25 protein-coding genes and 2 pseudogenes are annotated in these 24,576 nt (G+C 35.6%); 11 read left to right on the top strand and 16 right to left on the bottom strand.

Going from position 1 to position 24,576, the window contains the following annotated elements; genetic code table 11:
- Positions 1–166 precede the first annotated feature (166 nt).
- Both AAGD62_RS06140 and AAGD62_RS06145 read left to right on the top strand, forming a co-directional pair.
- Positions 167–514, top strand: coding sequence for an IS630 transposase-related protein (locus AAGD62_RS06140; RefSeq protein ID WP_155968342.1), 348 nt, complete (start codon positions 167–169; stop codon positions 512–514).
- Positions 515–542: 28 nt separating this feature from the next.
- Positions 543–1,025, top strand: a complete 483-nt coding sequence (locus AAGD62_RS06145) for an IS630 family transposase (protein ID WP_231115908.1) — start codon at positions 543–545, stop codon at positions 1,023–1,025.
- A 146-nt stretch (positions 1,026–1,171) separates the two neighbouring features.
- Here AAGD62_RS06145 and folD read toward each other — a convergent pair whose 3' ends face one another.
- The 5 genes from folD to AAGD62_RS06170 all read right to left on the bottom strand — a co-directional run bounded on the left by folD (position 1,172) and on the right by AAGD62_RS06170 (position 5,432).
- Complete coding sequence (gene folD / locus AAGD62_RS06150; RefSeq protein ID WP_155968464.1) at positions 1,172–2,050, bottom strand: bifunctional methylenetetrahydrofolate dehydrogenase/methenyltetrahydrofolate cyclohydrolase FolD; 879 nt, start codon at positions 2,048–2,050, stop codon at positions 1,172–1,174.
- Positions 2,034–2,609, bottom strand: a complete 576-nt coding sequence (locus AAGD62_RS06155) for a UbiX family flavin prenyltransferase (RefSeq protein WP_038249916.1) — start codon at positions 2,607–2,609, stop codon at positions 2,034–2,036. The genes folD and AAGD62_RS06155 overlap by 17 nt, the downstream gene beginning before the upstream one ends.
- Positions 2,602–2,868: a DUF2312 domain-containing protein gene (locus AAGD62_RS06160; protein ID WP_010082293.1), complete on the bottom strand. Its 267-nt coding sequence runs from the start codon at positions 2,866–2,868 to the stop codon at positions 2,602–2,604. The genes AAGD62_RS06155 and AAGD62_RS06160 overlap by 8 nt, the downstream gene beginning before the upstream one ends.
- A gap of 13 nt (positions 2,869–2,881) precedes the next feature.
- Complete coding sequence (locus tag AAGD62_RS06165) at positions 2,882–4,165, bottom strand: HlyC/CorC family transporter (protein WP_007549013.1); 1,284 nt, start codon at positions 4,163–4,165, stop codon at positions 2,882–2,884.
- An 88-nt stretch (positions 4,166–4,253) separates the two neighbouring features.
- On the bottom strand, positions 4,254–5,432 hold the full coding sequence (locus AAGD62_RS06170) for an aspartate aminotransferase family protein (RefSeq protein ID WP_155968466.1): 1,179 nt from the start codon (positions 5,430–5,432) through the stop codon (positions 4,254–4,256).
- 275 nt (positions 5,433–5,707) lie between these two features.
- On the opposite strand from AAGD62_RS06170, the gene AAGD62_RS06175 reads away from it, so the two are divergent.
- Complete coding sequence (locus AAGD62_RS06175) at positions 5,708–6,880, top strand: NADH-quinone oxidoreductase subunit D (RefSeq protein ID WP_010962676.1); 1,173 nt, start codon at positions 5,708–5,710, stop codon at positions 6,878–6,880.
- A 617-nt stretch (positions 6,881–7,497) separates the two neighbouring features.
- The gene (locus AAGD62_RS06180; RefSeq protein WP_196770134.1) at positions 7,498–8,046 is read left to right on the top strand and encodes a transposase; all 549 of its coding nucleotides are present in this window, start codon (positions 7,498–7,500) and stop codon (positions 8,044–8,046) included.
- Between the two features lie 849 nt (positions 8,047–8,895).
- Here AAGD62_RS06180 and AAGD62_RS06185 read toward each other — a convergent pair.
- The 3 genes and pseudogenes from AAGD62_RS06185 to AAGD62_RS06195 all read right to left on the bottom strand — a co-directional run.
- A pseudogene (locus AAGD62_RS06185) lies at positions 8,896–9,078 on the bottom strand (IS256 family transposase); the annotation flags it as partial.
- Between the two features lie 8 nt (positions 9,079–9,086).
- Positions 9,087–9,578: an IS630 family transposase gene (locus AAGD62_RS06190; protein WP_155968340.1), complete on the bottom strand. Its 492-nt coding sequence runs from the start codon at positions 9,576–9,578 to the stop codon at positions 9,087–9,089.
- A 19-nt stretch (positions 9,579–9,597) separates the two neighbouring features.
- The gene (locus tag AAGD62_RS06195) at positions 9,598–9,945 is read right to left on the bottom strand and encodes an IS630 transposase-related protein (RefSeq protein WP_155968342.1); all 348 of its coding nucleotides are present in this window, start codon (positions 9,943–9,945) and stop codon (positions 9,598–9,600) included.
- Positions 9,946–9,977: 32 nt separating this feature from the next.
- Here AAGD62_RS06195 and AAGD62_RS06200 point away from each other — a divergent pair.
- Positions 9,978–10,238 (top strand): annotated as a pseudogene (locus AAGD62_RS06200) (IS4 family transposase); the annotation flags it as partial.
- Positions 10,239–10,327: 89 nt separating this feature from the next.
- On the opposite strand, the gene AAGD62_RS06930 reads toward AAGD62_RS06200, so the two are convergent.
- The 4 genes from AAGD62_RS06930 to AAGD62_RS06205 all read right to left on the bottom strand — a co-directional run bounded on the left by AAGD62_RS06930 (position 10,328) and on the right by AAGD62_RS06205 (position 11,362).
- Entirely contained in the window at positions 10,328–10,492 is a 165-nt protein-coding gene (locus AAGD62_RS06930) for an IS3 family transposase (RefSeq protein ID WP_080717614.1), read from the bottom strand.
- On the bottom strand, positions 10,482–10,646 hold the full coding sequence (locus tag AAGD62_RS06935) for a DDE-type integrase/transposase/recombinase (RefSeq protein ID WP_156768661.1): 165 nt from the start codon (positions 10,644–10,646) through the stop codon (positions 10,482–10,484). Before AAGD62_RS06935 ends, AAGD62_RS06930 begins: the two co-directional genes overlap by 11 nt.
- A gap of 84 nt (positions 10,647–10,730) precedes the next feature.
- Positions 10,731–11,084 carry an IS3 family transposase gene (locus AAGD62_RS06940; protein ID WP_197907291.1) on the bottom strand — a complete coding sequence of 118 codons (354 nt, stop codon included), beginning with the start codon at positions 11,082–11,084 and terminating at the stop codon, positions 10,731–10,733.
- Positions 11,069–11,362: a transposase gene (locus AAGD62_RS06205; RefSeq protein WP_084741701.1), complete on the bottom strand. Its 294-nt coding sequence runs from the start codon at positions 11,360–11,362 to the stop codon at positions 11,069–11,071. The genes AAGD62_RS06940 and AAGD62_RS06205 overlap by 16 nt, the downstream gene beginning before the upstream one ends.
- A gap of 85 nt (positions 11,363–11,447) precedes the next feature.
- Here AAGD62_RS06205 and AAGD62_RS06210 point away from each other — a divergent pair, with 85 nt between their 5' ends.
- On the top strand, positions 11,448–12,041 hold the full coding sequence (locus AAGD62_RS06210) for a hypothetical protein (protein WP_231115873.1): 594 nt from the start codon (positions 11,448–11,450) through the stop codon (positions 12,039–12,041).
- A gap of 180 nt (positions 12,042–12,221) precedes the next feature.
- Here the strand turns inward: AAGD62_RS06210 and gatA are convergent, their stop codons facing one another.
- Entirely contained in the window at positions 12,222–13,691 is a 1,470-nt protein-coding gene (gene gatA, locus AAGD62_RS06215; protein ID WP_010962643.1) for an Asp-tRNA(Asn)/Glu-tRNA(Gln) amidotransferase subunit GatA, read from the bottom strand.
- 389 nt (positions 13,692–14,080) lie between these two features.
- Here gatA and mtaB point away from each other — a divergent pair, with 389 nt between their 5' ends.
- Together mtaB and AAGD62_RS06225 are read left to right on the top strand one after the other, a co-directional pair.
- Positions 14,081–15,307, top strand: coding sequence for a tRNA (N(6)-L-threonylcarbamoyladenosine(37)-C(2))-methylthiotransferase MtaB (gene mtaB / locus AAGD62_RS06220; protein WP_010082135.1), 1,227 nt, complete (start codon positions 14,081–14,083; stop codon positions 15,305–15,307).
- A 66-nt stretch (positions 15,308–15,373) separates the two neighbouring features.
- The gene (locus AAGD62_RS06225) at positions 15,374–16,285 is read left to right on the top strand and encodes an outer membrane protein (protein WP_070357048.1); all 912 of its coding nucleotides are present in this window, start codon (positions 15,374–15,376) and stop codon (positions 16,283–16,285) included.
- Between the two features lie 7 nt (positions 16,286–16,292).
- On the opposite strand, the gene AAGD62_RS06230 is transcribed toward AAGD62_RS06225, so the two are convergent.
- The 3 genes from AAGD62_RS06230 to AAGD62_RS06240 form a co-directional block, all read right to left on the bottom strand.
- On the bottom strand, positions 16,293–17,780 hold the full coding sequence (locus tag AAGD62_RS06230; RefSeq protein ID WP_015588942.1) for a type II secretion system protein GspD: 1,488 nt from the start codon (positions 17,778–17,780) through the stop codon (positions 16,293–16,295).
- Positions 17,781–17,914: 134 nt separating this feature from the next.
- Positions 17,915–19,279: an ankyrin repeat domain-containing protein gene (locus tag AAGD62_RS06235; RefSeq protein ID WP_341812716.1), complete on the bottom strand. Its 1,365-nt coding sequence runs from the start codon at positions 19,277–19,279 to the stop codon at positions 17,915–17,917.
- An 849-nt stretch (positions 19,280–20,128) separates the two neighbouring features.
- Positions 20,129–20,803, bottom strand: coding sequence for a septal ring lytic transglycosylase RlpA family protein (locus tag AAGD62_RS06240; protein WP_155968478.1), 675 nt, complete (start codon positions 20,801–20,803; stop codon positions 20,129–20,131).
- A gap of 26 nt (positions 20,804–20,829) precedes the next feature.
- Between AAGD62_RS06240 and murC the strand changes: the two genes are divergently transcribed.
- From murC to cgtA, 3 genes are read left to right on the top strand one after another with little or no spacing between them, the layout of a single operon-like run.
- On the top strand, positions 20,830–22,254 hold the full coding sequence (gene murC / locus AAGD62_RS06245; protein ID WP_155968476.1) for a UDP-N-acetylmuramate--L-alanine ligase: 1,425 nt from the start codon (positions 20,830–20,832) through the stop codon (positions 22,252–22,254).
- A 4-nt stretch (positions 22,255–22,258) separates the two neighbouring features.
- The gene (gene eno, locus AAGD62_RS06250) at positions 22,259–23,533 is read left to right on the top strand and encodes a phosphopyruvate hydratase (protein WP_155968474.1); all 1,275 of its coding nucleotides are present in this window, start codon (positions 22,259–22,261) and stop codon (positions 23,531–23,533) included.
- Positions 23,521–24,543 carry an Obg family GTPase CgtA gene (gene cgtA / locus AAGD62_RS06255; protein ID WP_155968472.1) on the top strand — a complete coding sequence of 341 codons (1,023 nt, stop codon included), beginning with the start codon at positions 23,521–23,523 and terminating at the stop codon, positions 24,541–24,543. Before eno ends, cgtA begins: the two co-directional genes overlap by 13 nt.
- Positions 24,544–24,576 lie beyond the last annotated feature (33 nt).

Genomic DNA, 24,576 nt, shown 5'->3' on the forward strand with positions numbered 1-24,576 from the left:
GGTTTCCCTACGTCATACCGCCGCGGTATCTCAGCATAGATTCCGCTAACGAGTAGCGGAATGACGAATTTGTTGTTTTTCAAATTGTAGGTAAACCTAAGCCACTTTAGCTATATAGTACTTCCCAAAGTAAATGATAAAGGTATAATAAGCTATTTGAGTTATAATGGCGTATAGTGTGGATTTAAGGGAAAGGGCAGTATCGATGATAGAAAAAGGGAAGTCAAAGGTTGAGGTGGCAGAGCTTTTGGAGATAGGAATAGCAACTCTGTACCGCTGGTTAAGAAAGAAAGCCGCTGGTGAAAGCCTAAGGCCATCGAAAAACGGCAGCTTTATTCGAAAAATAGACCCAAAAATACTCGAAGAATATGTTAAAAAGAATCCAGATCATACGCTGGCAGAGATGAAACAAAATCTTGGATTTGGAATAAATTCAATTTGGTATAGGCTGAAACAGCTAAGAATTACTTTAAAAAAAAGTTACACTATATCAAGAGCGCAATCAAGAAGATAGGCAGCGATTTACCGATAAAATCTCAAAAATAGACCATTCCAGCATCTTATATATAGATGAAGCAGGAGTTGATAATAGGTTATACCGAGAGTATGGACGTGCTCCAATAGGAAAGAAAATTTATGCAGATATTCCAGGAAGAAAACGAGAGAGAATCAGTATAATAGGCGGGTGGATTGGAAAGAGATTTATTGCACCAATGACTTTCAAAGGTGGGTGTGACAAAGAGGTATTCAATACATGGTTAGAGAAGATGTTATTACCTAAATTGCCACATGGTACTACAATAGTTATGGACAATGCCACATTCCATAAAACTCCCAAAACAAAGGAGTTAATAGATAATGCTAGATGCCGTTTGCTCTATCTACCAACATATTCACCAGATTTGAACCCTATAGAGCATTGTTGGAATACCATCAAAAGCCGCCTCAGACCTTTAATGCATAAATATACAGACTTACAACTTTTGGTTGGTAATACCATAATGGAAATTTATCATTCATTTTAGAAAATACTATACTTGTAGAGAAAAAAGAATAGATGATGATCCTAAATATTTAATAAATTTGACTACTGAGGAATTTCAAAAATCTCAATTTTTTATTAATTGTGATATGGTACATTCTATCTTCATATAGCTTTCCTCTTCATACCTCAACTAATGAAATCAGAAGCATCAACTCCCTTTTGCAAGCAAGCAGCAATAACAGTGTTCATCATTAGAAATGCAATGGTCATTGGGCCAACGCCCCCGGGTACTGGGGTCATAGCTTTGGCTTTCCCTTTTATTCCCTCAAAGTCAACATCACCTACAAGCTTTCCTACGTTAACGCTATTTATGCCAACATCGATCACTATTGCACCTTTCTTTATCCAGTCTGCTTGAACAAAATTTGGCTTTCCGACTGCTGCAACTACTATATCCGCTTTAGAGCAATATTCAGCTAAATCCTTGCTTTGTGAATGCAAGATGGTGACAGTGCAGTTTTCTTGCAATAGCAGGTAAAACATTGGCTTGCCCACGATATTTGACCTACCAATTACCACTGCGTTTTTACCGGAAAGGTTCTCTTCAATTGACTTAATTAAATGCAAAGAACCTTTAGGAGTGCAAGGTATAAGGCAGTTTTTTTCACCTTTAACTAATTTGCCAACGTTTTCATCATGAAAGCCATCTACATCTTTTTCAACACTTACTGTGTTAATTACTCTGCTTGCACTAATATGATTTGGTAAAGGCAATTGCACTAAAATGCCATGCACAGATGGATCTTCATTTAATTCATTGATTTTTTCAATTAATTCATCTTCTGAAATATTATCAGGCAAAACAATGGTCTCAGAACTTATGCCTATTGATTCTGCTTTTTTCTGTTTGTTGCGAACATAAACCTGACTTGCTGGATTGCTGCCCACGAGAATTACTTTCAGGCAAGGAAAAATGTTATACTCTCTCTTTAAAATATCAATTTTTTGTGATAGCCTCTCACATAGGTCGTTTGCTATTTTTTTACCATCAATAATAATTGTCACTTCCTTGCCACTCCTTAAAGTCGGGTAATTTGATATCAAATAAATCCAATACTTTGCCAACAGAATGATTAATAATATCATCCAACGATTTCGGTTTAATATAAAAAGCAGGCACTGGTGGAGCAATAATTGCTCCCATCTCCGTTAATTTTAACATATTTTGTAAATGCCCAAGATGCAGTGGTGACTCTCGCACCATAAGAACTAACTTTCTTCTTTCTTTTAGCGTTACATCTGCAGTCCTTGTCAATAGATTGGAAGTAACACCTGATGCGATTTCAGACATTGTCTTCATAGAGCATGGTGCTACAATCATCCCTGAGGTTTTAAATGAGCCGCTTGCTATTTTTTCTCCAATCTTTTCTTCAGAATAGTAAAAATCTGCAAGCGATGTAATATCTTCAAGTTTTTCTTTAATCTCGTGAGCTAAAGTTATTTTCCCAGCACGACTTATCACTAAATGAGTTTCATAATCGACGTCTTTCAACGCTTCTAAAATACGCACACCGTAAATAGAACCAGATGCTCCACTTATTCCAATTACAATTCTGCTATTCACTTAACTCTTCTTCGTAGCTCATTCCCAATGCACGTTTATAGGTATCAAGCAATATTTCTTGTTCCTCTCTGTCATCATCATCCATCTTCCTCAGCCTAATAATTTGTTTCATCACTTTTATATCCCAACCTTCATCTGCGGCTTTTGCATATACATCACGAATGTGATCTTGCACATCCCTCTTTTCTTGTTCAAGTTTTTCGATTCTCTCTATGTAACCCTTCAACTCTTCAGCCGTTATTTTTACTGTATCTTCCATGAAACTCCACTAATTAATTGCTGCCACTAATATTACCAGTTTTTACTTGCACTTCAACAACAGTAATAATATTTTTATCTTTTTTTAAAATCTTAAAGCGAAAACCATACATGGAAAACTCCTCGCCTTCGTCAGGAATGCGCTCTATTTCATTCACAATCATACCTGCTAGAGTTGTAGCTTCTTCATCAGGGAGATTCCAGTATAACTGCCTGTTAATGTCCCTAATAGTAGATTTTCCTTCTATGTGATACATATTATCAGATATTTTCTTTATAAAATTCTCCGTAATCAAATCATGTTCATCCGAAATTTCTCCAACTATTTCTTCCAGTATATCCTCAAGAGTTACAATTCCCTGCAGTGCTCCATACTCATCAATAACAAATGCAAGGTGTTTCCTGTTCTTACGGAAGTTGTGAAGTTGCACGCTGAGCGGTGTACTTTCTGGTATGAACCAAGGCCTTGACATAACTTGGGTAATGTCAACTTCTTCCGCTTTATTATTCTTTTCACGCAAAGCATTTATTAGAGCTTTCACGTGAATTACACCTACAATGTTATCTGGTTCCTTCTGCCATAAAGGTACTCTACTGTGACTGCTGGTTAAAATCTCTCTTATTAACTCTTCTTTATTCCGATCTATATCAAGAGAAAATAGGTTTCTTCTATGGGTCATAATTTGTGATATCTCTGTCTCAGCCAAATCAAGTATGCTGCTTAGCATATCTAAATCCTGTTGCAACATAGTTCCTTCACTGCGGTGAAGAGTAATCATATTACGCATTGCATCCGCTGCAGATATCACTTCCTTATCTTTATGCAGCCCACATAATTTTAGGATGAGGTTAACAATAAATTGAATACCTAGTGTCAATGGAGAAAAAATCTTTACAAAAAACAATACAAAATAAGCAGAAAATGATGCAAATTTTTCAGGATTTTGAATAGCATAAGTTTTTGGTAGAACTTCGCAGAACAATAAAATACAAAATGTCATTATAATTGTTGATAGGAGAATGCCCTCATTTCCAAAAAGATTGATAAATATTGCTGTAAATAAAGCAGAGCAAGTAATATTAATAATTGTATTGCCGAGCAATACCGTTCCTATTGTCAATTCTTTCCTATTTAATAAGCGATCTATTACCCTGGCTTTTTTGTTACCGTCTAGCTTTAGCTTATTAACTCGAGAACGGCTAATTGAGGTTAAGCCTATTTCTGCTCCTGAGAACAAAAACGATAAAACTAACAAAACAAAAATTGCTGATGATACTAAGACCAATAACCAATCCATTAAAGTACGATGTTATTGTGATAAAAAATAAAATTAATTTTACATGTTATGAGAGGCATTTGCAAGCCTGAATTTATATTGCCGAATTTTATATACCTTTAATCTTAAAAAACAAATCATAAAGCATATTACACGCTGCGTTCACATGCTCATCCTCAATGATAAGTGGTGGGGTTACCCTTACTACTTTGTTGTTTAAAACCCTAGTTATTATTAAACCTTTATCAAGAGATCGACTAATAATTTTATCAGCTACAAGAGTTGCTAGTTCTATTCCCATTAGTAACCCTTCTCCACGAACTTCTAAAATCATCTCAGGAAATTCTTTAGCTAAAAGCAACAGCTTTTCTTTTAAATATTTACTAATTCTTTTAACATGATCAAAAAAGTCTTCTTTTAGCATTATATCGAGCACTGCATTACCAACAGTCATGGCAAGTGGATTGCCACCATAGGTTGATCCATGAGTTCCTGGAGTAATTGCTTCTGCTATATAATCTTTCACTAAACATGCAGCTACAGGAAAACCGTTACCCATAGCCTTCGCACAGGTTAGCATATCAGGTTCAATGCCGACATTTTGATAATGAAATAAAGAACCGATGCGTCCATATCCGCACTGCACTTCATCAAAGCACAAAATTATTCCTTGAGCTTTTGTTATTTCCCTTACTTTTTGAAGATATTCTACGTCTAGTGGATATACTCCACCTTCGCTTTGTATGGGCTCTAAAAATACAGCAGCTATTTCATTGTTGATTTTTTCTTCTAATGCTTTAATGTCATTTCTTGGCACTTTATCAAAACCAGAAAGGAGCGGAGCAAAACCTTCGCGTGATTTTTCATTGCCTCCAGCAGAAATTGCAGCAATACTGCGGCCATGAAAGCCTCCTTCAATTGTAATAATACGATTACGTTTTGCTTGCCCTTTTGAATAAAAGTAACGACGAATAAACTTAATTGCAGCTTCTGTTGCTTCAAGCCCACTTGAGCAGAAAAAAACTTTATCTGCAAAAGTCAGGGTTGTTAAACGCTCGGCAAGCCTTTCTTGCTCGGGAATAGTGAAAATGTTAGAGCAGTGCCATAATGAGCTCGATTGCTCTTTCAGCTTATCTGTAATGTATGGATGACAATGCCCTAAAGAAGTTGTAGAAATACCTGCAGCAAAATCTAAATATTTTTTACCATCTTTATCAAAAAGATATGCCCCTTCTCCCCTGACTATAGGAGTGTCAAGTCTATTATACGCATTAACAACATGATCCATTTTATAAGTATTGTGGTATTATCTATACTATACCTGAAATGAATCCATTAACACAAAGCTTTTCCTTTAACCTCTTATGCTACTTCAACTAAAAATTTGGCTAATGCAAACCTTTTTTGTCATTCTATAGCTAAAGTGACTTGGTTTTACCAACACTTATTAGCCATTGTAAAAGTTTTTGTTTCTATTGAATGATAGTTGTAGCCTATGCAAGAAGTTTATTGACTTTGAGCGCACTTTAGCCTATACAATTTTAATATCTTAAACTACTGGACATGCCCGATCTAAAGACAATGATGTTAAATTTTGGACCTCAGCACCCAGCTGCACATGGAGTGTTGCGTCTTGTTTTAGAGATGGATGGTGAAGTGATCGAGAGGGCAGATCCCCATATTGGGCTTTTGCACCGCGGTACTGAAAAATTAATAGAACATAAAACGTATCTTCAAGCTTTGCCTTATTTTGATCGCCTTGATTACGTATCACCAATGTCACAAGAGCATGCATATTCACTTTGTGTGGAGAAATTGTTGCAATGTGAAGTGCCAATTAGGGCAAAGTATTTACGTGTCTTGTTTTGTGAACTGACGAGAATACTAAATCATTTACTGAACGTTTCTTCTCAAGCACTTGATGTTGGAGCAATGACCCCTCTTTTATGGCTCTTTGAAGAAAGAGAAAAAATACTGGAATTTTACGAAAGAGCTTCAGGTGCAAGGTTTCACGCAGCTTACATCAGGCCAGGTGGAATTGCAGCAGATGTTCCAGAAGATTTGATTGAGGATATTGCAAAGTTTATAGAGCAATTTCCAAAATATATAGACGATGTTGATGAACTTTTAACAGAAAATAGGATATGGAAGCAACGCACTGTAGGAATTAGTGAAATATCAATTAAACAGGCACTTGATTGGGGCTTTAGTGGCCCAATGTTGCGCGCTGCTGGGCTTGCTTGGGATTTGCGAAAAAGCCAGCCATATGAGATATATGATCAACTAGATTTTGATATACCGATCGGCCAAAATGGCGACTGTTATGACCGTTATCTAGTTAGAATGGCAGAGATTAGGCAATCTATCAGTTTGGTGAAGCAGTGCATAGAGAAAATGCCTGAAGGGCAAATAAAAACTGAAGATAGAAAAATTTCTCCACCGTCAAGAGCAGAGATGAAAAAATCTATGGAAGCTCTGATTCACCATTTTAAGCTCTATTCAGAAGGATATCACGTACCAGAAGGTGAGGCTTACGCAGTTGTTGAGGCACCAAAAGGTGAGTTTGGAGTGTATATAGTTTCAGATGGTACCAATAGACCTTATAGGTGCCGAATAAGAGCACCTGGCTTTGCGCATTTACAAGCCTTAGACTTTATGGCAAAAGGACACATGCTTGCTGACGTTGCAGCAATTATTGGCTCACTCGATATAGTTTTTGGTGAGATTGATAGGTAATCATTGGTACCCGTTCAGGCAATGGCGTCAACTTAAGGAAAAATATCAGCGATAGTGTATAAAATTTCTCTCTAAAACTTTTACCATTAAATTATCCAGAAGCCGCAGGAAACAGCACTTTTGTTTCTATTTTATTTCAACAAAGAAGTTTAAAATGTGTCCTTTTTAGGTGAAACATGCAAAAAGGAAAAAATTTTATTCTACAAATTAAAAATATAATATACTCGAAAGCTTTTCAGAGAATCCATTGTGTTGGAAAAAACAGTTTTACACGAACAAGAAAACTTCCTTTTTCGACAGTATTTTCTATGATTTTAAAGTTAGTTAAAAAAAGTTTGGGAATAGAATGTGAACTTATGGAGCCATTGACATGTACCCTCAAAGCAAGCTTTTTCTAAAGCAAGGTATAAGATTTGCCATACAGGCTTTCAAGAATTATTAGAGCTAAGCATCCAAACAGCCTATCAGGATGAACCTGAGTATGGAACTTGGAGAGGCTATAGACTTATTGCAGCAGATGGTTCTGGTATGAGATTACCCAGCTCTGAGGAAATTGTATCCGAGTTTGGCCGCTTTAAACCAAATGGAACAACAGGCACAATGCCACCATTGGCAATTTGTTTGTTGATTTGTGTACTTCGCTGATTTGTAGTGCTCGTCTTGCGGCTTGGAATATAGGTGAACAAACGTTGGCGGAAGAGCAATTACCCGAAGTTATCACTCAAATGCGTTCATTAAATCAAAAGAAATTATTATTTATCTATGATCGTGGTTATCCTTCAGTAAAATTCATTCAGCAGCATTATGATTTGGAAGTAGATTTTATTTTTCGCTTGCAAAAAAGAAATTATAGCAAGCTATGGGAACGAATTGCATCTGGAGAATTAGATTTCGATTTTATATTAGAAAATGAAAAGCTAAAAAATAAAATGAAAGGACAGAAAGTAAGAGTTATAGTGCTGACATTAGCCAACGGAGAAACAGAGGTATTGATTACTTCACTTTTTGACCGAGTAAAATTTACTTTGGAAGATATCAGCAAAGCTTATGTGTTAAGGTGGCATATAGAGGAAACGACTCAAAATAGGTGCAGAATTAGAGAATTTTTCTGGCGTAAATTTAGAGGCTGTATTACAAGAATTTTGGGCAAACTTAGTCATGTGTAATATATTGTCGCTTCATATGTGTGATGCACAAGGGCCTTGGAATCCAGATCAAATTGCTGAGTATCGTTTAAATTTTTCAGTTTTATTTGGTGTAATGAGGCAGAAACTCTATCAGGTACTTATTGCGCCAAAAAACTTTCAAGCCCTTTTTAAGTATACGCGCTAAAGTTAAAATCCGACCAGGACGATTGTATAGCCGCGATAAGGTAGATAAGCCCAAACGCCATCATGTCTTTAGGAGAGTTTGCTAATGGAGGCTCTTAAGTTGACGCCATTGACCGTTCACTGTTAGACTGCATTCTGTGATTTTTAGCAAAACATGATCTTTCATTTGAGCTTCCTTCAATTTAAAATAAATACAGAAAATTGCTGCCTATAGCTAAACTGACTTAGATTTACCAACAATCGTCATCCCGCTACTTGTTAGCGGCTAAGAGATACCGCGGCGGCATAGCTATCTTCAAAAATATGGTTGAATAATTGTGTGTATAATTATTAATATTTTTAAACACTTTGGCTATGGCTTTATCTAAGTTTCTCGACCCTAAGCTGGATTTAACCTTCAAAAAAATATGTAGGGTCAAGAACTGGCGCGCCTACTTTAGGGTTTGGTGGCTGATCCATTGTTTTCACAATAGGCCTCAATCCAAATTCCCATGTTAACGTTTCCAGCTCCCGCCTCGTCAAACGCAGCATCCGCACTACGCTTTCCTAGCAGATTCTTTACCAAAGTTTATAACATATTGTGCTGGTGATGCTTTCGGTTTGTAATACCTTATTCTGTAGTCTGAATATAGACCCAGCGTTTTGTATATCCATTCGCTACTCCACTTCTTCCAACCAAACCCTCTCTTCACTTTCAGCTAATAAGTGATTTTCTATTTCACCTTCCAAACTTGCCTCCAGCAGCTTTTTTATAAATGGTGTAAATGCTCCATCCCTTCCTGTTAATGGTCTGCCTTCCCTTATTGATGACAGTATATTTGCTTCCAGTTCTTTGTAATCTACCAAACCGGTAGTTCTGTTTACTATAGTATTTTCTAAAATGAATGATAAATTTCCATTATGGTATTACCAACCAAAAGTTGTAAGTCTGTATATTTATGCATTAAAGGTCTGAGGCGGCTTTTGATGGTATTCCAACAATGCTCTATAGGGTTCAAATCTGGTGAATATGTTGGTAGATAGAGCAAACGGCATCTAGCATTATCTATTAACTCCTTTGTTTTGGGAGTTTTATGGAATGTGGCATTGTCCATAACTATTGTAGTACCATGTGGCAATTTAGGTAATAACATCTTCTCTAACCATGTATTGAATACCTCTTTGTCACACCCACCTTTGAAAGTCATTGGTGCAATAAATCTCTTTCCAATCCACCCGCCTATTATACTGATTCTCTCTCGTTTTCTTCCTGGAATATCTGCATAAATTTTCTTTCCTATTGGAGCACGTCCATACTCTCGGTATAACCTATTATCAACTCCTGCTTCATCTATATATAAGATGCTGGAATGGTCTATTTTTGAGATTTTATCGGTAAATCGCTGCCTATCTTCTTGATTGCGCTCTTGATATAGTGTAACTTTTTTTTAAAGTAATTCTTAGCTGTTTCAGCCTATACCAAATTGAATTTATTCCAAATCCAAGATTTTGTTTCATCTCTGCCAGCGTATGATCTGGATTCTTTTTAACATATTCTTCGAGTATTTTTGGGTCTATTTTTCGAATAAAGCTGCCGTTTTTCGATGGCCTTAGGCTTTCACCAGCGGCTTTCTTTCTTAACCAGCGGTACAGAGTTGCTATTCCTATCTCCAAAAGCTCTGCCACCTCAACCTTTGACTTCCCTTTTTCTATCATCGATACTGCCCTTTCCCTTAAATCCACACTATACGCCATTATAACTCAAATAGCTTATTATACCTTTATCATTTACTTTGGGAAGTACTATAGTTAAAAAAAGTTTGGGAATAGAATGTGAACTTATGGAGCCATTGACATGTACCCTCAAAGCAAGCTTTTTCTAAAGCAAGGTATAAGATTTGCCATACAGGCTTTCAAGAATTTAAGCATCCAAACAGCCTATCAGGATGAACCTGAGTTGGAGAGGCTATAGACTTATTGCAGCAGATGGTTCTGGTATGAGATTACCCAGCTCTGGAGAAATTGTATCCGAGTTTGAACCAAATGGAAACTGACCTTACCCAGAAAAAGTGGAGAGAAAGTTTGGAATGTTTTTCACAAAGAGAATGATGAATCAAAATGCTCAGGAATGCAATAGTTAATAGTGACGTTGTTTGTTATAAAAAATTTCTATGTATTCAAATATTGCAGTTCTAGTTTGTTGAGCAGAGTGTTGTGAAGTATCAATAAGTATTTCTCTTTTCAATGAGCTAAAGAAGCTTTCCACAACAGAATTGTCGTAACAACAACCTTTATGACTCATCTATGTTTTTTATGGATAAGAGATATTGATAACCTTGCGAAGTATATTGTGAACCTTGATCACTATGTAATAGTAGATTTTTGGCAGGTTTACGCTTGTTAACGGCCATTAATAAAGAGTCCATAACCAATTGTTTATTTATTGAACTGCTCATTAACTACCATGCGTGAATATAGATCGATTATTGTTGCCAAATATAGCCATCCTTCTTTGGTTTTTATATAAGTAATCCCATACTTTATTTGGTTGATCGACAATAAAGTTTTGGTCTAATATATTGGGAGCTACTGTCCGTTTGTTGTTTCTTAATTTTAAATTTTCTTCTCAATATAGCCTGAATACCATTTTTCTGCATAATACTTTGCACTGTTTTTAAGTTGCAACTTTTACCCAAAGCCTTCAATTCAGCATGAATTTTAGGAGCTCCATATCTACATTTAGAAACTTGATATATTTTTTGAATAGCTTCGAGTAGCTCTTTATTTGCTGATTCTCTACTGCTTATTTTTCTTGTGGTCCACTTATAGTAGCCACTAGCAGAAAATCCTACATAATTCCTGTACTTTATAGCAGTTACTATATAAAAAAATATTTTACTCTTTTTGACTGGCCAGGGCTTTTTTTTAAATGTCTCTTTCCCTTGTTACTCTTGCTTTGTAAATCAAACCTCTCTTTGTCATAAGGTGCTACATCTGGAAATGCATTTGCCGCTGACTTTTTTTCGTTATATTTCTTCATCCATTTTCCTAATACACTATCCCTTATTCCTAGATCTCTTGCTACTTTTGCAACTGGTTGACCTACCTTTCTTTGTTCATTTGCCAGCTTAACAGCTTCCAATTTGAATTCTGCCGTATATTCTCTTGCCATTTCTAATCCTCCAAAATTTTATTTTACCCAAAAAAACTCCTTTCTTTCTCTCCACTTTTTCTGGGTAAGGTCAGTATGGGAAAAGATGAAAGATGTACTAAAAAACCCAGAGATGATAAAAAAGGAATACCAACGTAGAGTATTAGAAAATAAAAATGATGAATCATCAGAGAAAAAGTTTGCAAGAAGAGAAAATCAAATAAAAGAAGGTATCGAAAAATTAATGGAAGATTATTATAGTCAAGAAAATGCAGGAGAGAAAGGATATATAAGCGAGGAAGAATTTAAACAGACAATGAGAAAAATGAAAGAACGCTTACAAGGGATAGAAGAAGAGAAAAAAAAGGTAGTTGATCAGAAGGCAGTAGAAAAAGGAATAAGTCTTATTATAAATAGCATAAAGAATTTTTATTCTAGTGTAAAATCGAACCTGGAACAGCTAGATTGGCAAACTAAGCGCGGCATTATTAAAGCATTAATAGGACAAATTAACATTGGTTGTGATCAGGTAGAAGTAGGATTTCAGATCGAAGAACCAGCACAGGATGGGGGAATTCTTAATTTGTATCATTGTACTACACATCGTAATAAGGGGGTTGGCAAAATGTGTCAAGCAAGTTTTTTCGTTTCTATAAATCTGGATTTCAGCGTTATGCGCTGGAATGACAACGTGAGGTAAATTTTTCAACATCCCAAAATTACAGAATTCAGTCTGTTTAATTAAGTGTGAACTGTTACACGAAAATTTTGTAAACAGATTAATATACCCTGTTTTTGCTATTCATCTAAAAATGGAACCATAGAGTACGTTGAGGAGCGTAAGCAAATTTTAATGCAAAAATTACTATCAAAAAATAGATTATGCAAGAGGTCTAATTATTCTGCCGCAATTTTGCTCTATCACACTTGCCACATTTAATATTCCAGCTTCATCATAATAATTTCCAATCACTTGCAAGGCAAGTGGTAAACCCTCATTGGAGAGCCCAACAGGAACAGAAATAGCAGGCAATCCTGCCAGACTTGCCGGCACAGTAAACACATCATTGATGCACATAATTAGCGGATCTGGCTTTTCATTTAAGCCAAAAGCTTCTGTTGGAGCAGATGGCACAAGTATGTAATCTATTTTTTCAAACGCTTTTATAAAATCATTTCTGATTAATGCCCTGATACACTGTGCTTTTTCGTAATATTCATTGTAATGACCTGAGGAAAGCGCATAAGCGCCAATTAAAATTCTTCTTTTCACCTCTTTACCGAAACCTTCTGCTCTTGTTAGTGAATACATTTCTTCAAGGGTATCAGCATCAACCCTGAACCCATAACGCACACCGTCATAACGAGCAAGATTGGATGAAGTTTCAGCAGAACAAATTAAATAATAGACTGGTATTGCATATTTAGTATGTGGCAGAGTAACGTCAACAACTTCAGCGCCATTTTCTTTTAAATAGGAAGCAACTTTCTCCCAATTATGGACTATTTCCTCTGAAATTCCATCCATCCTATATTCTTTTGGTATACCAATACGCTTACCCTTGACATCACCATTTATAAAGCTAGAAAATTTAGGCACTGGCTTTTCGCTTGATATTGAATCTTTTGTATCATAGCCACAGATTGCTTCCAGCATTAATGCTGAATCAGAGACAGAACGAGTAATGACTCCTGCTTGATCTAGAGAACTCGCAAATGCAATCATACCAAAACGCGAGCATCTTCCATAAGTTGGCTTTATTCCAACCACTCCACAATAAGCTGCTGGTTGGCGCACAGATCCACCGGTGTCACTCCCTAGTGCTCCAGCGCATAAAAATCCAGCCACCGATGCTGCAGATCCACCAGATGATCCACCAGGAACAACTTTTTCCCCATCGCTTTTTCTAATCCACACATTTTCAACAGGGCCAAAATAGCTATTTGTGTTCGCAGAACCCATAGCAAATTCATCCATATTAAGCTTACCGAGCATGGCTGCTCCACTTTTTAAAAGCAAGTCAGACACCGTAGATTCGTAAGTCGGAACGAAATTTTCCAGCATTTTTGAGCATGCTGTTGTTTTTATTCCTTTTGTACAGAATAGATCTTTGATGCCAACTGGTACACCCATGAGCGGCGAGATTAAATCATCCTTTTGCCTAGAGAAATGTTCATCTGCAGCTTTAGCAGCTTTCATTGCTATCTCTGGGGTTTTTGTTATAAATGCATTTAATTTCTCATTTTCAACCGCACTGATGTGCGCCTCTACGAGTTCAACGGCAGAAAAACTCTTTTTTTTGAGCCCGTCATGCATTTGTGTAATACTTAACTTTCTTAGTTCATTCATCAATATTTAATTTTTAGCAAGAGGTTAATTATAACATGGCACGATAAAAAATCCATACATTTATAGTTACAGCTAGAAATGTAGCTAAGGTAACTTAGATTCACCGACAATCGTCATCCCGCTACTTGTTAGCGGCTAAGAGATACCGCAGCGGTATGACGTAGAAGCTATACTTTTATACTCACCAACTCAGTATCCAATCCGGATTGTATCTTAAAAAGGTCAAAAGACTATAATAAGCAAAGGAGTGATACTGTGTCTGAGTGAAAATCGTTGAGATCCCAGTGTCTGCTGCTTGCATAGCATTTATTTACAAAAAAATAGTCATGCAAGAGACTTTGCTTGGATATTTGATATAATTTAGGTCTATTAAAGCAAAAAATACTAACATGAATGAAGTGATAACATTTGGTTGTCGTCTAAATTTTTACGAGAGCGAGTTAATCAAAGAAGCATTAAAAAAAGCAAAGAGAGAAAATGTTGTTGTGGTGCATAGCTGTGCAGTGACAAACGAAGCAGAACGTCAGGTAAAGCAAAAGATACGTAAGATTTACAAAAATGATCCAAATAAAGAAATTATCGTAGTTGGTTGTGCTGTTCAGTTGGATCCAGAAGTTTACAGTAGCATTCCTGGTGTAAGTAAAGTGCTCGGTAATCAAGATAAGCTAAAAGCTGAAAATTACTTACTAAATGACGATAAAATCTTGGTCAGTGATAACCAAGTAGAACCTGTTCTAATTAATGGATTTGAAGATAAGTCAAGGGCATTTATTGAAATTCAAAATGGTTGTAATCATAGCTGCACATTTTGTTCAATTACTGAGGCAAGAGGGAATAATCGATCTGTGCCAATAAACAGTATTATAGAGCAAATCAGGATCTTTGTAGAAAATGGATATCAAGAAGTAGTGTTTACAGGGGTTGATATTACTGACTTTGGTACAGATTTGTTGGGTAAGCCATCACTTGGTTCAATGATTAGGAGAGTTTTAAAGGATATACCAGAGTTGAAGAGGCTAAGACTTTCCTCTATCGATGTTGCTGAAGTTGACGACGAATTAATGGATTTAATAGCTAATGAGTCAAGACTTATGCCTCATTTACATTTGAGTCTACAATCTGGTAATAATTTAATACTAAAGAGAATGAAGCGTCGTCACAACAGAGAACAAGTGATAGAATTTTGTCATAAAATGAAGAGCTTGAGGCCTAATATAGCATTTGGCGCTGATATTATTGCTGGATTTCCAACAGAAACTGATGAAATGTTTCAGGATACAGTTGATTTACTGAAAAAAACAAATATAGTTTACCTACATGCTTTTCCATATTCAGAGCGGAAAAATACACCTGCTGCACGAATGCCACAAGTACCAGAGAATGTGCGTAAAGAACGAGTAAAAAATTTAAGAGAAGTAAATAAAGAAATTATGAGCAGTTTTTGTCAATCCTTGATCAACACTAAGCAAAGTGTTCTGGTTGAGCAAAATAATGTCGGTAGAGCAGAAAATTTTGCATTAATAAAGCTTGAATCAAAAGCTCAAGCCAAGAGTATTGTGAAAGTTAATGTTAAAGGAGTGGAAAATAATTATCTAATTGGAAATATTTTTTCTTAATTTTTGTACATTGAAGAAATATACGATATAGTAATTATACTGTAAATGATAATTGTGAATTCATTTATGATAACTAGAATATCTATTACTTTATTTTTGATTTTCATTTCATGTGTCTATTTTTTTATTACTTATATTAGTAATGATACACACATTGAGCAAGTACAACCCTTAAAATTAGAAACAGACAATAATAAAAGTGTGATACGTTCTGAGGAGGTTACTGCAAAAGAAATACCAATAAAATATCAAGAACTTGAAAGTAGTCCACCTTCTGTTTTCCAAGTAGCTGATCAGAAAAATATGTGGTCACGTATTGCAGATCAAGCTGAGCCTACAAAAGAAAAATCAAAAAAACTTGATTTTTATGTTAGCGCTAACGGTGGTAAGGTATACCATGATAATTCAGAAATATTTGTAAAGGGTATACAAGAAATAGGAAAAAGAGTCCTAACTTTAGTTGAAAGTCATTATGGTTTTATAATAAAAAATATAGTGGCAGATGAAATTAAAAGTATACAGCAATTTGATGGTAAAATTGATTTCCAGTGGTTTAGCAGCATGTCTTTAGGTTACTATGCTGGAGAAAATGGTAAAATTGATTTTGAAGCCGCGTATTCTATAGCCAATATTGAAGATAGTAATTCTCCTCCGGTATTTGATAAATCAGCAAGTATATTTGCGTTTTTGTTAAACTTCTATTATAATCCCAGCGTTCAGGATACACAATTTGCTCCGTACATCGGTCTTGGTATAGGACCAACAGTTTTTAGATTAAAAAGGATTAATGGGTCACCCCAAAATTCAATGCCACTGAATGTTCCTTGGTTTGCTTATCAAATAAAACTTGGTGTTGATTATTCAATAATCCCAGAAATCAAAACCTTTCTCGGCTATCGTTACTTTAGCGTTCCGATACCTGTTGCAGATGACATATCTACTCACAATATTGAAGTTGGTTTGATATTTAATTTTTAGTGATAATTTAATATATATATAAATTCTTATCTTTTCTATCTAACAAACCAAATGTTGGTACGATTGTTGCTTTTAAAAAAATGACAGTTTCTACTGTTCTAATATTATTCGCTAGCCTTTTTGATTTCTGATGCAATAAGCTTTGCTTATCTTCTCTATGTTCTATAAGCCCGCCGATTACCATAATTTCACCGCTCTTAATTTTTAACATAGAGTTCATTTCTCTGATTTCAACAATTGGAATGTCGCTATTTAATTTCATTTTACTCTGCTGTGCGACGTACTCTATATCTGGATCTTTAGTGTAGCCGTTAATTCTTGATAAAGTTGGATGTATATCCATGAATATTTCACTAGTATCAATGTTAATGCTTGGGTGGATTATTAGCACAACACCTATTGGGACGCTATTCATCTTGGTAATTAAGGTCTGATTAGAGTTTCTAGTATCTTTTTGTATATCGGAGGTAAAATAAATATGGTTTTTAGTAAATGAAATCATCGCTTGCTGATTATTTATAGCATGTACTCTGGGGCTTGAAATTACAGTTGAAGTGCCAAATTTGTCTAAATTTTTTACTAAATCTCCTAGATCATTTGCACCAAAGTTCATTGCTAGGTTAATAATGGAGTTATCTTGATTTATTATAGACTTAGTTCCATCTTGTAAGTCATTTAAGTTCATACCAGAAAGGTATTTGTCATCTAGCACAACTTCAACTATTTTTGCCTCTATCATTACTTGAGAAGACGCTAACTTCTTAACCTTATTAATATATTCTTCAACAGCTTTGTGGATATCTTTTCTAGCATTCAAAATAATAACACCAGCTTCTCTGTTGGATGAAAGGAATTCGCCATCATCCACCCCGTTAACATCCATTATTGCATTCAAGCCTTTTTCTAATGAATTCCATAAGTCACTACTGTATTGAGACTTCATAACATTGTTATAGTCCCTATCAACGTTACTTCCATCACTGTTAGTAATATTGTTATTAATGACGAAACTGCTTTGAGCAGAATGTTGAATATTGATGAAGTCTACGTAATAATTTTGTGCGTATGGCAAGTCCTGCTCAATTCTAATTACACCATTACTTGTTGAGTAACGCAGTTTGGCGCTATTTGCTATACTCTGAATTACTTCGTTTATATCCTTATCTTTTAGCTTTAAAATAATATTACCTGATATTTTTGGGTCCATATCCAAGTTAACGTCAGAAAGTTTTCCTATCTCAATCAGCAAATCCTTTACTGATACTTCTTCACTAACATTAATAGAAATAAGCTGATTACTGATTGTGAGATCGGGAAACTCTATTGGTAAAGGCATAATTTCTGGTATTGCCGGTTCATTAATCTCCAAAGAGGTGTTATATTGTTGCAACGGATAATCGTGCTTATAATTGTCTATGTTAATAGGATATTGCTTGGTAGGTAGATGTGTGCAAGAAATAATGAAGAGGAGTATTAAGCATTTAAAAATAGCCATTAGAACAGCATACAAAATCTATACTAATAGATTTCTATAAAAATATTAAAAATGTATTTAATCTCATTTTCATCGAGCAGATAATTGTCGTGTATTAGCTTTGGCTATGTATTTTTTGTATACTCTTCTTGTACTTAAATGTAGACCAGCATAGCCCTAATTTTTTTATATATTTTACTTCTTTCTCTGTATTTAATAATAGGCTTGAAAATAAATGGTAAGCCTATAATTGTTAAGCTTAGAGCTAGGGTTGAAAGTATACAACAGGCTTTGTGTTTACTATGTAGCTCTTTCAGGTAAAGCATCAAAAATCTACAAAATTTTTTGTAATTTTCTTCGATGTTTTTTTTGCTATGAGCCTTGCTAATGAAAATATCTATTGCGGTATGACCGTTATTGCACTTAATGTTAAGGTCTGCACCTTTTTCTGTTAACAACTGAGCTATATCAAAATAATCCTTTTGAACAGCAAGATGTAGAGGTGCAAAACCTTGTTGCTCACAAATGTTCATATTGGCTCTAACTTCCAATAACATTTTCACAATTTGTGTATGGCCTTTTTTAACTGCGAGTAGCAAGGGAGTTATGTTACATTTAGTAACAGCATTAACGTTTACCTTAAGCTTCAATAAGAGCTTAACTGTTTTAGTGTTACCATTATGGCTAGCTTTATGCAGCCTAGCGTTACCATTAAAATCTTGATCGTTTGCTTCTATTCCCTTTGAAACAAGAAATGTTACCATTTTTCTATTATTATGCTCAATAGCGCAATCTAACGCATCAAAACCATGGTTGTTTTTTGTGCAAAAAAACTCTTTAAGTTTAATTTTATCGTTACTTGCTTGCTGTTTTTTTGCAATAAGTTTTACTATTTGCATTTTGTTGTTATACGCTGCTAGGAAAAGCGTAGTGTTATTTTCTGCATCTTTGGCTTCTATATTTGCACCTTTCTTTATCAGATATTCTATAATTTCTGCTCTGCTGTCATAATGTGCGGTGCATTGATAAATGGTTAAAAACAAAGGAGTACGAAAATTGTTATCTTCACATTCGAGATTTGCTCCGCTATCAATTAAAATTTGAACACTTTTTTTAGAACCGTATAGTGAAGCTATATGAAGAGGAGTATAGCCCTCTTTGACATCTTTTTCATTAATTTTTGCGCCTTTTGTTATCAAAAAATCTATTAATTCCGTGTCATCTTGTAGTGCAGCAAGGTGCAGTGGAGTGAATCCATTTTTATCCTTGGAATTAATTGTCAGTTGGTTAACAAAAAGTTTAGCAACTTTCTTGTGTCCATGCATAATGGCGTAATGCAGAGGGTTTCTATTTTCGTTGTCTACGACATTGAAATCAGCTTCGTGCTCTAGTAATGACTTTACTCCAACTAAATCGCCTTCTTTTGTGAACTTATGCAAGAGAGTGATTCCACTTGCATCTTTTGAGTTAATATCAAATCCATTTTCTACTAATTGGTTTATATCTTCCTCACGCGCCATATCACTTAAATCTCTAATTAAACTCTTTTCGCGTTAATAATACTCCTACTTGATTAAGTTTAAATGAATCTGTGAGAAATGGCTAGTGCATTCTTGCATAACAAACTTTTGGCAGCACATTGGATGAAACGAAAAACTTACTTGACAAACTCCGCCAGCCCTCTTATCATGAAACTGAAGCTATTTATTTATCTTCGCAACCTCTGCAGTGGATTAATGACAAAAAACTTAATGTATTTGGCGTAAATCATGCTTAATTTTTTGCACTATGTGCACCTCATGTCTTTATAAAACTTTTAGGTTTCTACCTATACAAGCCGAAACGCGCTTATAAAGTGTTTAAGACAGTAAAAGACGTCAAATAGACAAGGGAGAATTTGAATACTAGCTACCCTAGGGTTTCTTTGCCTTTTTTTTTATTTGGTAAATTTCTTAACATTTATAGCTAAACGACAACTGTCATTCCTGTAAAGGTCAAGTATCCCGCTACTTGTTAGCGGGATCTAGAGATACCGTGACGGTATGACGTAGGATTGCTGTCATTCTGCTACTTGTTAGCGGCTGAGATACCGCGAATGAATCGCGGCATGACGGTTCGCGGTGGCATGACGATAAGCTCGTCATCCCGCTACTTGTTAGCGGCTGAGATACCGCGAATGAATCGCGGTATGACGGTTAGCGGCGGCATGACGTAGGATTGCTGTCATTTCGCTACTTGTTAGCGGCTAAGAGATATCGCGGTGGTATAGCTATAAATTGTTGATATCTTTTTTATATCACATTTTTAACTTACAATAGTTAGCCAGCGTTCCTTACATTAACCAAATCTTTCAAATTCTGCACTCACCACTACCTATAACTCACTTTCACGCAATATTGATCGTTCTTAAAAAGCAATCTAACATTTTTTATTCCTTGATTGCGAAGCTTTGATGCAGCTGATTTAGCAGCCTGAGCACTTTTAAAAAATGCAACATATCCCTTACTTTCTGCACTGTCTTGTTTCGGATGACGTTTCTGCATTTCTTTTTCATATTGCTTTCTGTAATGAGGAGTATTTTGTATCAATTGTTCTGACATCTTTCTTAGGTATTGAACTTTTACTTTTGCAAGCCCAGATTTATGAAATCCTAAGACTTGAGCTGCTTTTTCTGATAAGTCTATTATTCTGCCTTCAATAAAAGGCCCTCTATCGTTAACCCTTGTAACAAGCTTTCTTCCATTTTCTAAATTAGTGACAAGAACAAAGCAGGGTAGGGGCAAAGTCTTATGTGCTGCAGAGATCAAGTGGCGGTTAAACACTTCACCATTTGCTGTAAGCGTGCCGTGATCTTCTATTCCATACCACGACGCTGTCCCTATCTCTTCATAGTGTTTACAGTTTTTTGGATAATAAGTTATACCATTTATTGTGTAGCTGCTGCCAATTTTGTAATGACCTGCAGTGCAATTAAACCTGTTGCTAAAACTGCAACTACTCATCAAAACGAATATTAGACATAGGAAGGCTAGGTTTTTTATCATTGTATTCGGTAAGAGGGTTCGATACTATGAGGATTTTAAATTATACTATAATAAATTTAGTAATGAGTAAACATCTACTGCTAAATATTAACAAAACTCAAGAAGGAATAATACATATTATTGGTATAGGTGGAATTGGAATGAGTGCCATTGCTGAAATTCTTCACAATTCCAATTGCAAAGTTCAAGGCAGTGATGCACAATCAAACGACAATATAAATAAGTTACAAAAGCTAGGTATAGAGGTTTATATTGGTCACAATGCTAATAATATAAGCCAAGCTCAAATAGTTGTACATTCTTCTGCAATAGAATCTGATAATGTGGAGTTAATTGCGGCAAAAAATAACAATAAAACCGTTTTGCATAGATCAGACATACTTGCTGAAATTATGAAAGGTAAATATGTGATAGCGGTTTCAGGTTCAAGCGGAAAGACAACAACAACAGCTATGATTGCTTCCATTTTTGATCATTCTAATATTGATGCAACTGTAATTGTAGGAGGAATACTAAATTCGTATCAGAGTAATTCAAAACTTGGAAAGAGTGATACTTTTCTGATCGAGGCTGATGAGTCTGATGGAACTATGCTAAAAATCCCTGCAAATATTGCTGTTATAACGAGTATTAACGACGATCATATGGATCATTATGGTACATTCGACAATATTAAAAATGCGTTTTTTCAGTTTATAAGCAAAGCAGATTTTGCAGTTTTGCCTGATTCTGTAGGCATTAATTATGATGCGAGTAATTCTATAACGTTTGGGTTTGAGAATGGTAGCATAAGAGCCAGCAACATCGAACAACATAATAACAGCATGGAATTTGATGTGTTGATTGACAATAACCACAGAATAAAAAACGTAGTACTATCAAACACAATAGGAATGCATAAAGTCAGTAACGCACTAGCTGCAATATCAGTTGCGATAAAGCTCGGAATTAGCGATGCAGACATTAAAAAAGGCCTTTTTGAATTCAAAGGAGTAGCAAGAAGATTTTCTTTAATTGCCGATATTAAGGGTGTTAAGCTAATTGAGGATTATGCTCATCATCCAAACGAAATACAAGCAACTTTAACAGCAGCACGTTCGATTACTAAAGGAAAGATAATAGGAATTATCGAACCACTTCGTTTTGCTCGCATTCGTAATTTTTTTGATGAATTCATACGAATTTTCATGATGTTTGATTATGTCATCCTCACCCCTGTTCATCCCCCAGAAGACAAGCCCATTCCTGGTTGTGGAATTAATGATATACAAGAAGCTTTAATCAGTAATGGATTTAATAACACAAAAATTATGAATGATGCTTTGCTCATTTCACATTTTATTAGTGATTCGACAAGTCCAGGTGATATAGTATTATTTATTGGTGCTGGTAGTAATATAGCTAAATTGGCAAAAGAAACTGCAGCACTTATTGCAGAAGTTAAGGTTTAATGCGATGAATAAGATAATCAACAACGTATTTGCAAGAGAAATTTTAGATAGCAGAGGTTATCCCACTGTTGAGGTAGAGATTGAGCTCTGTGATGGAGCAATAGGCAGGGCATCTGTACCTTCTGGAGCTTCAACTGGTAAATTAGAAGCCTTGGAACTCAGGGACCAAGATGAGAAAAGGTATTGTGGTAAAGGAGTGCTGAAAGCTGTTCAAGCTGTAAATGGGATAATAGCAGATGAAATCATTGGAATGAATGCAGCGGACCAAAATGCAATTGATGAAGCATTAATTGAACTAGATGGAACAAAAAACAAATCTAAACTTGGAGCAAATGCAACTTTGGGTGTGTCTCTTGCGGTTGCAAAAGCAGCAGCAAACAGTTTTAAAGTGCCGCTCTACAGATATTTGGGGGGAGAGCAGACGAGTGTTATGCCGGTTCCACTCATTAACATAATTAATGGCGGAGTACATGCAGACAATAAGCTCGATTTTCAAGAATTCATGATTCTTCCGGTCGGGGCTGAGACTTTCAGTGAAGCAATCAGAATGTCTGCGGAGGTGTTCCACAACTTACGTAGCATTCTTAAGAAAAAAGGTTATAGCACAAACGTAGGAGATGAAGGCGGTTTTGCACCAAATATTGAAAGTACTGAAGAAGCACTTGATTTGATCATATACGCTATAGAATCAGCAGGTTATTCAGCGCAAAGTGATTTTGCACTGGGCCTTGATGTTGCTTCATCTACTTTTTGTCACAACAAAATTTACAAGTTTGAAAATAAAGAGCTTACTTCAAAAGAATTGACTGAATACTATTGTGACCTTGTGGAAAAATATCCAATAATTTCTATAGAAGATGCAATGAGTGAAGACGACTATGAAGGCTGGAAATTGCTTACTGCAAAACTAGGGAATAAAATTCAATTGGTCGGGGATGATTTGTTTGTTACAAATTGTGAACTGATATGCAAAGGAATAGAGGAAAAAATGGCAAACGCTGTACTGATCAAGCCAAATCAAATAGGGACGTTAACAGAAACGTTTAATGCAATTGAAATGGCAAAATCAAATGGCTATAAAGCTGTTATTTCTCACCGCTCAGGTGAAACAGAAGATACAACAATATCCCACATAGCAGTTGCATCAAATTGTGGGCAAATAAAAACCGGGTCGCTATCGCGTTCTGATAGACTCGCGAAGTATAACGAGCTAATGAGAATAGAAAGCACGTTAGGAAAGGATGCTAAATATTATCGTGGGTTAGCATGGGTTTTATAGACGAAGTAAAATTGTGTTTTAAAGCCGGTGACGGTGGTGATGGCTGTGCAAGTTTTCGTCGAGAAAAGTTCGTTGAATTTGGTGGTCCAAATGGTGGTAATGGAGGAAAGGGTGGAAACATAGTTTTCATCAGCGACGCTAATCTCAACACTTTGCTTCATTTTCGTTATAGAAGACACATTAAAGCAGATAGTGGAAAAAATGGTGCAGGCAGGGATAGATCTGGCACAGCAGGGAAAGACGTTATACTTAAAGTTCCAGTCGGTGCACAAATAATCGATGAAGAAAGTGAAGAGATAATAGTCGATCTTGACAAGCCTGGTATGGAATTTCAAGTAGCACAGGGTGGAAAAGGTGGACTTGGAAATACTAATTTTAAATCTTCTACTAATAAGGCACCAAGACATTTTACTTACGGTCAGCCTGGCGAAGAAAAACATGTATTATTAAAACTAAAAGTTTTATCAGATGTTGGAATTATTGGCATGCCAAACGCAGGTAAATCAAAATTTTTGACTCGCTGCTCAAATTCCGATACAAAAGTAGGCGATTATCCATTTACCACCGTAAGACCTCATTTAGGCATGGTAAAAGTGGATGATAGCGAAGTTGTAATAGCAGATATTCCTGGAATAATTACTGATGCTCACCTTGGAGTTGGGCTCGGGCATAAATTTTTAAAGCACATAGAAAGGTGTCAAATTTTACTTCATTTAATCGATGTAACTCACGATGACGTTGTTTCGGCTTATAGTTGTATCCATAATGAATTGGAACTTTACAATAGTGATCTTGTTGAAAAAGAAGAGATTGTAGTATTAAACAAATGCGACTTATTGAGGGAAGCAGAAATTCTGGAAAAGAAGAATCACCTAGCTAATTATCTCAATAAAGAAGTGCTGTGCTTATCAATTAATGGTGATTTACAGCCTATTTTAAGATTATTAAGTGAAAAATTGAAAAAGAGTAATTCTAAGGAAATCGATGTATATGATCCTTTTAAGATGTGAATTTCATTTATTTTATCATATAACTAGAATATA

This window comes from Wolbachia endosymbiont (group A) of Eristalinus aeneus, from assembly GCF_964026915.1.
GTDB classification, from domain to species: Bacteria; Pseudomonadota; Alphaproteobacteria; order Rickettsiales; family Anaplasmataceae; genus Wolbachia; species Wolbachia pipientis.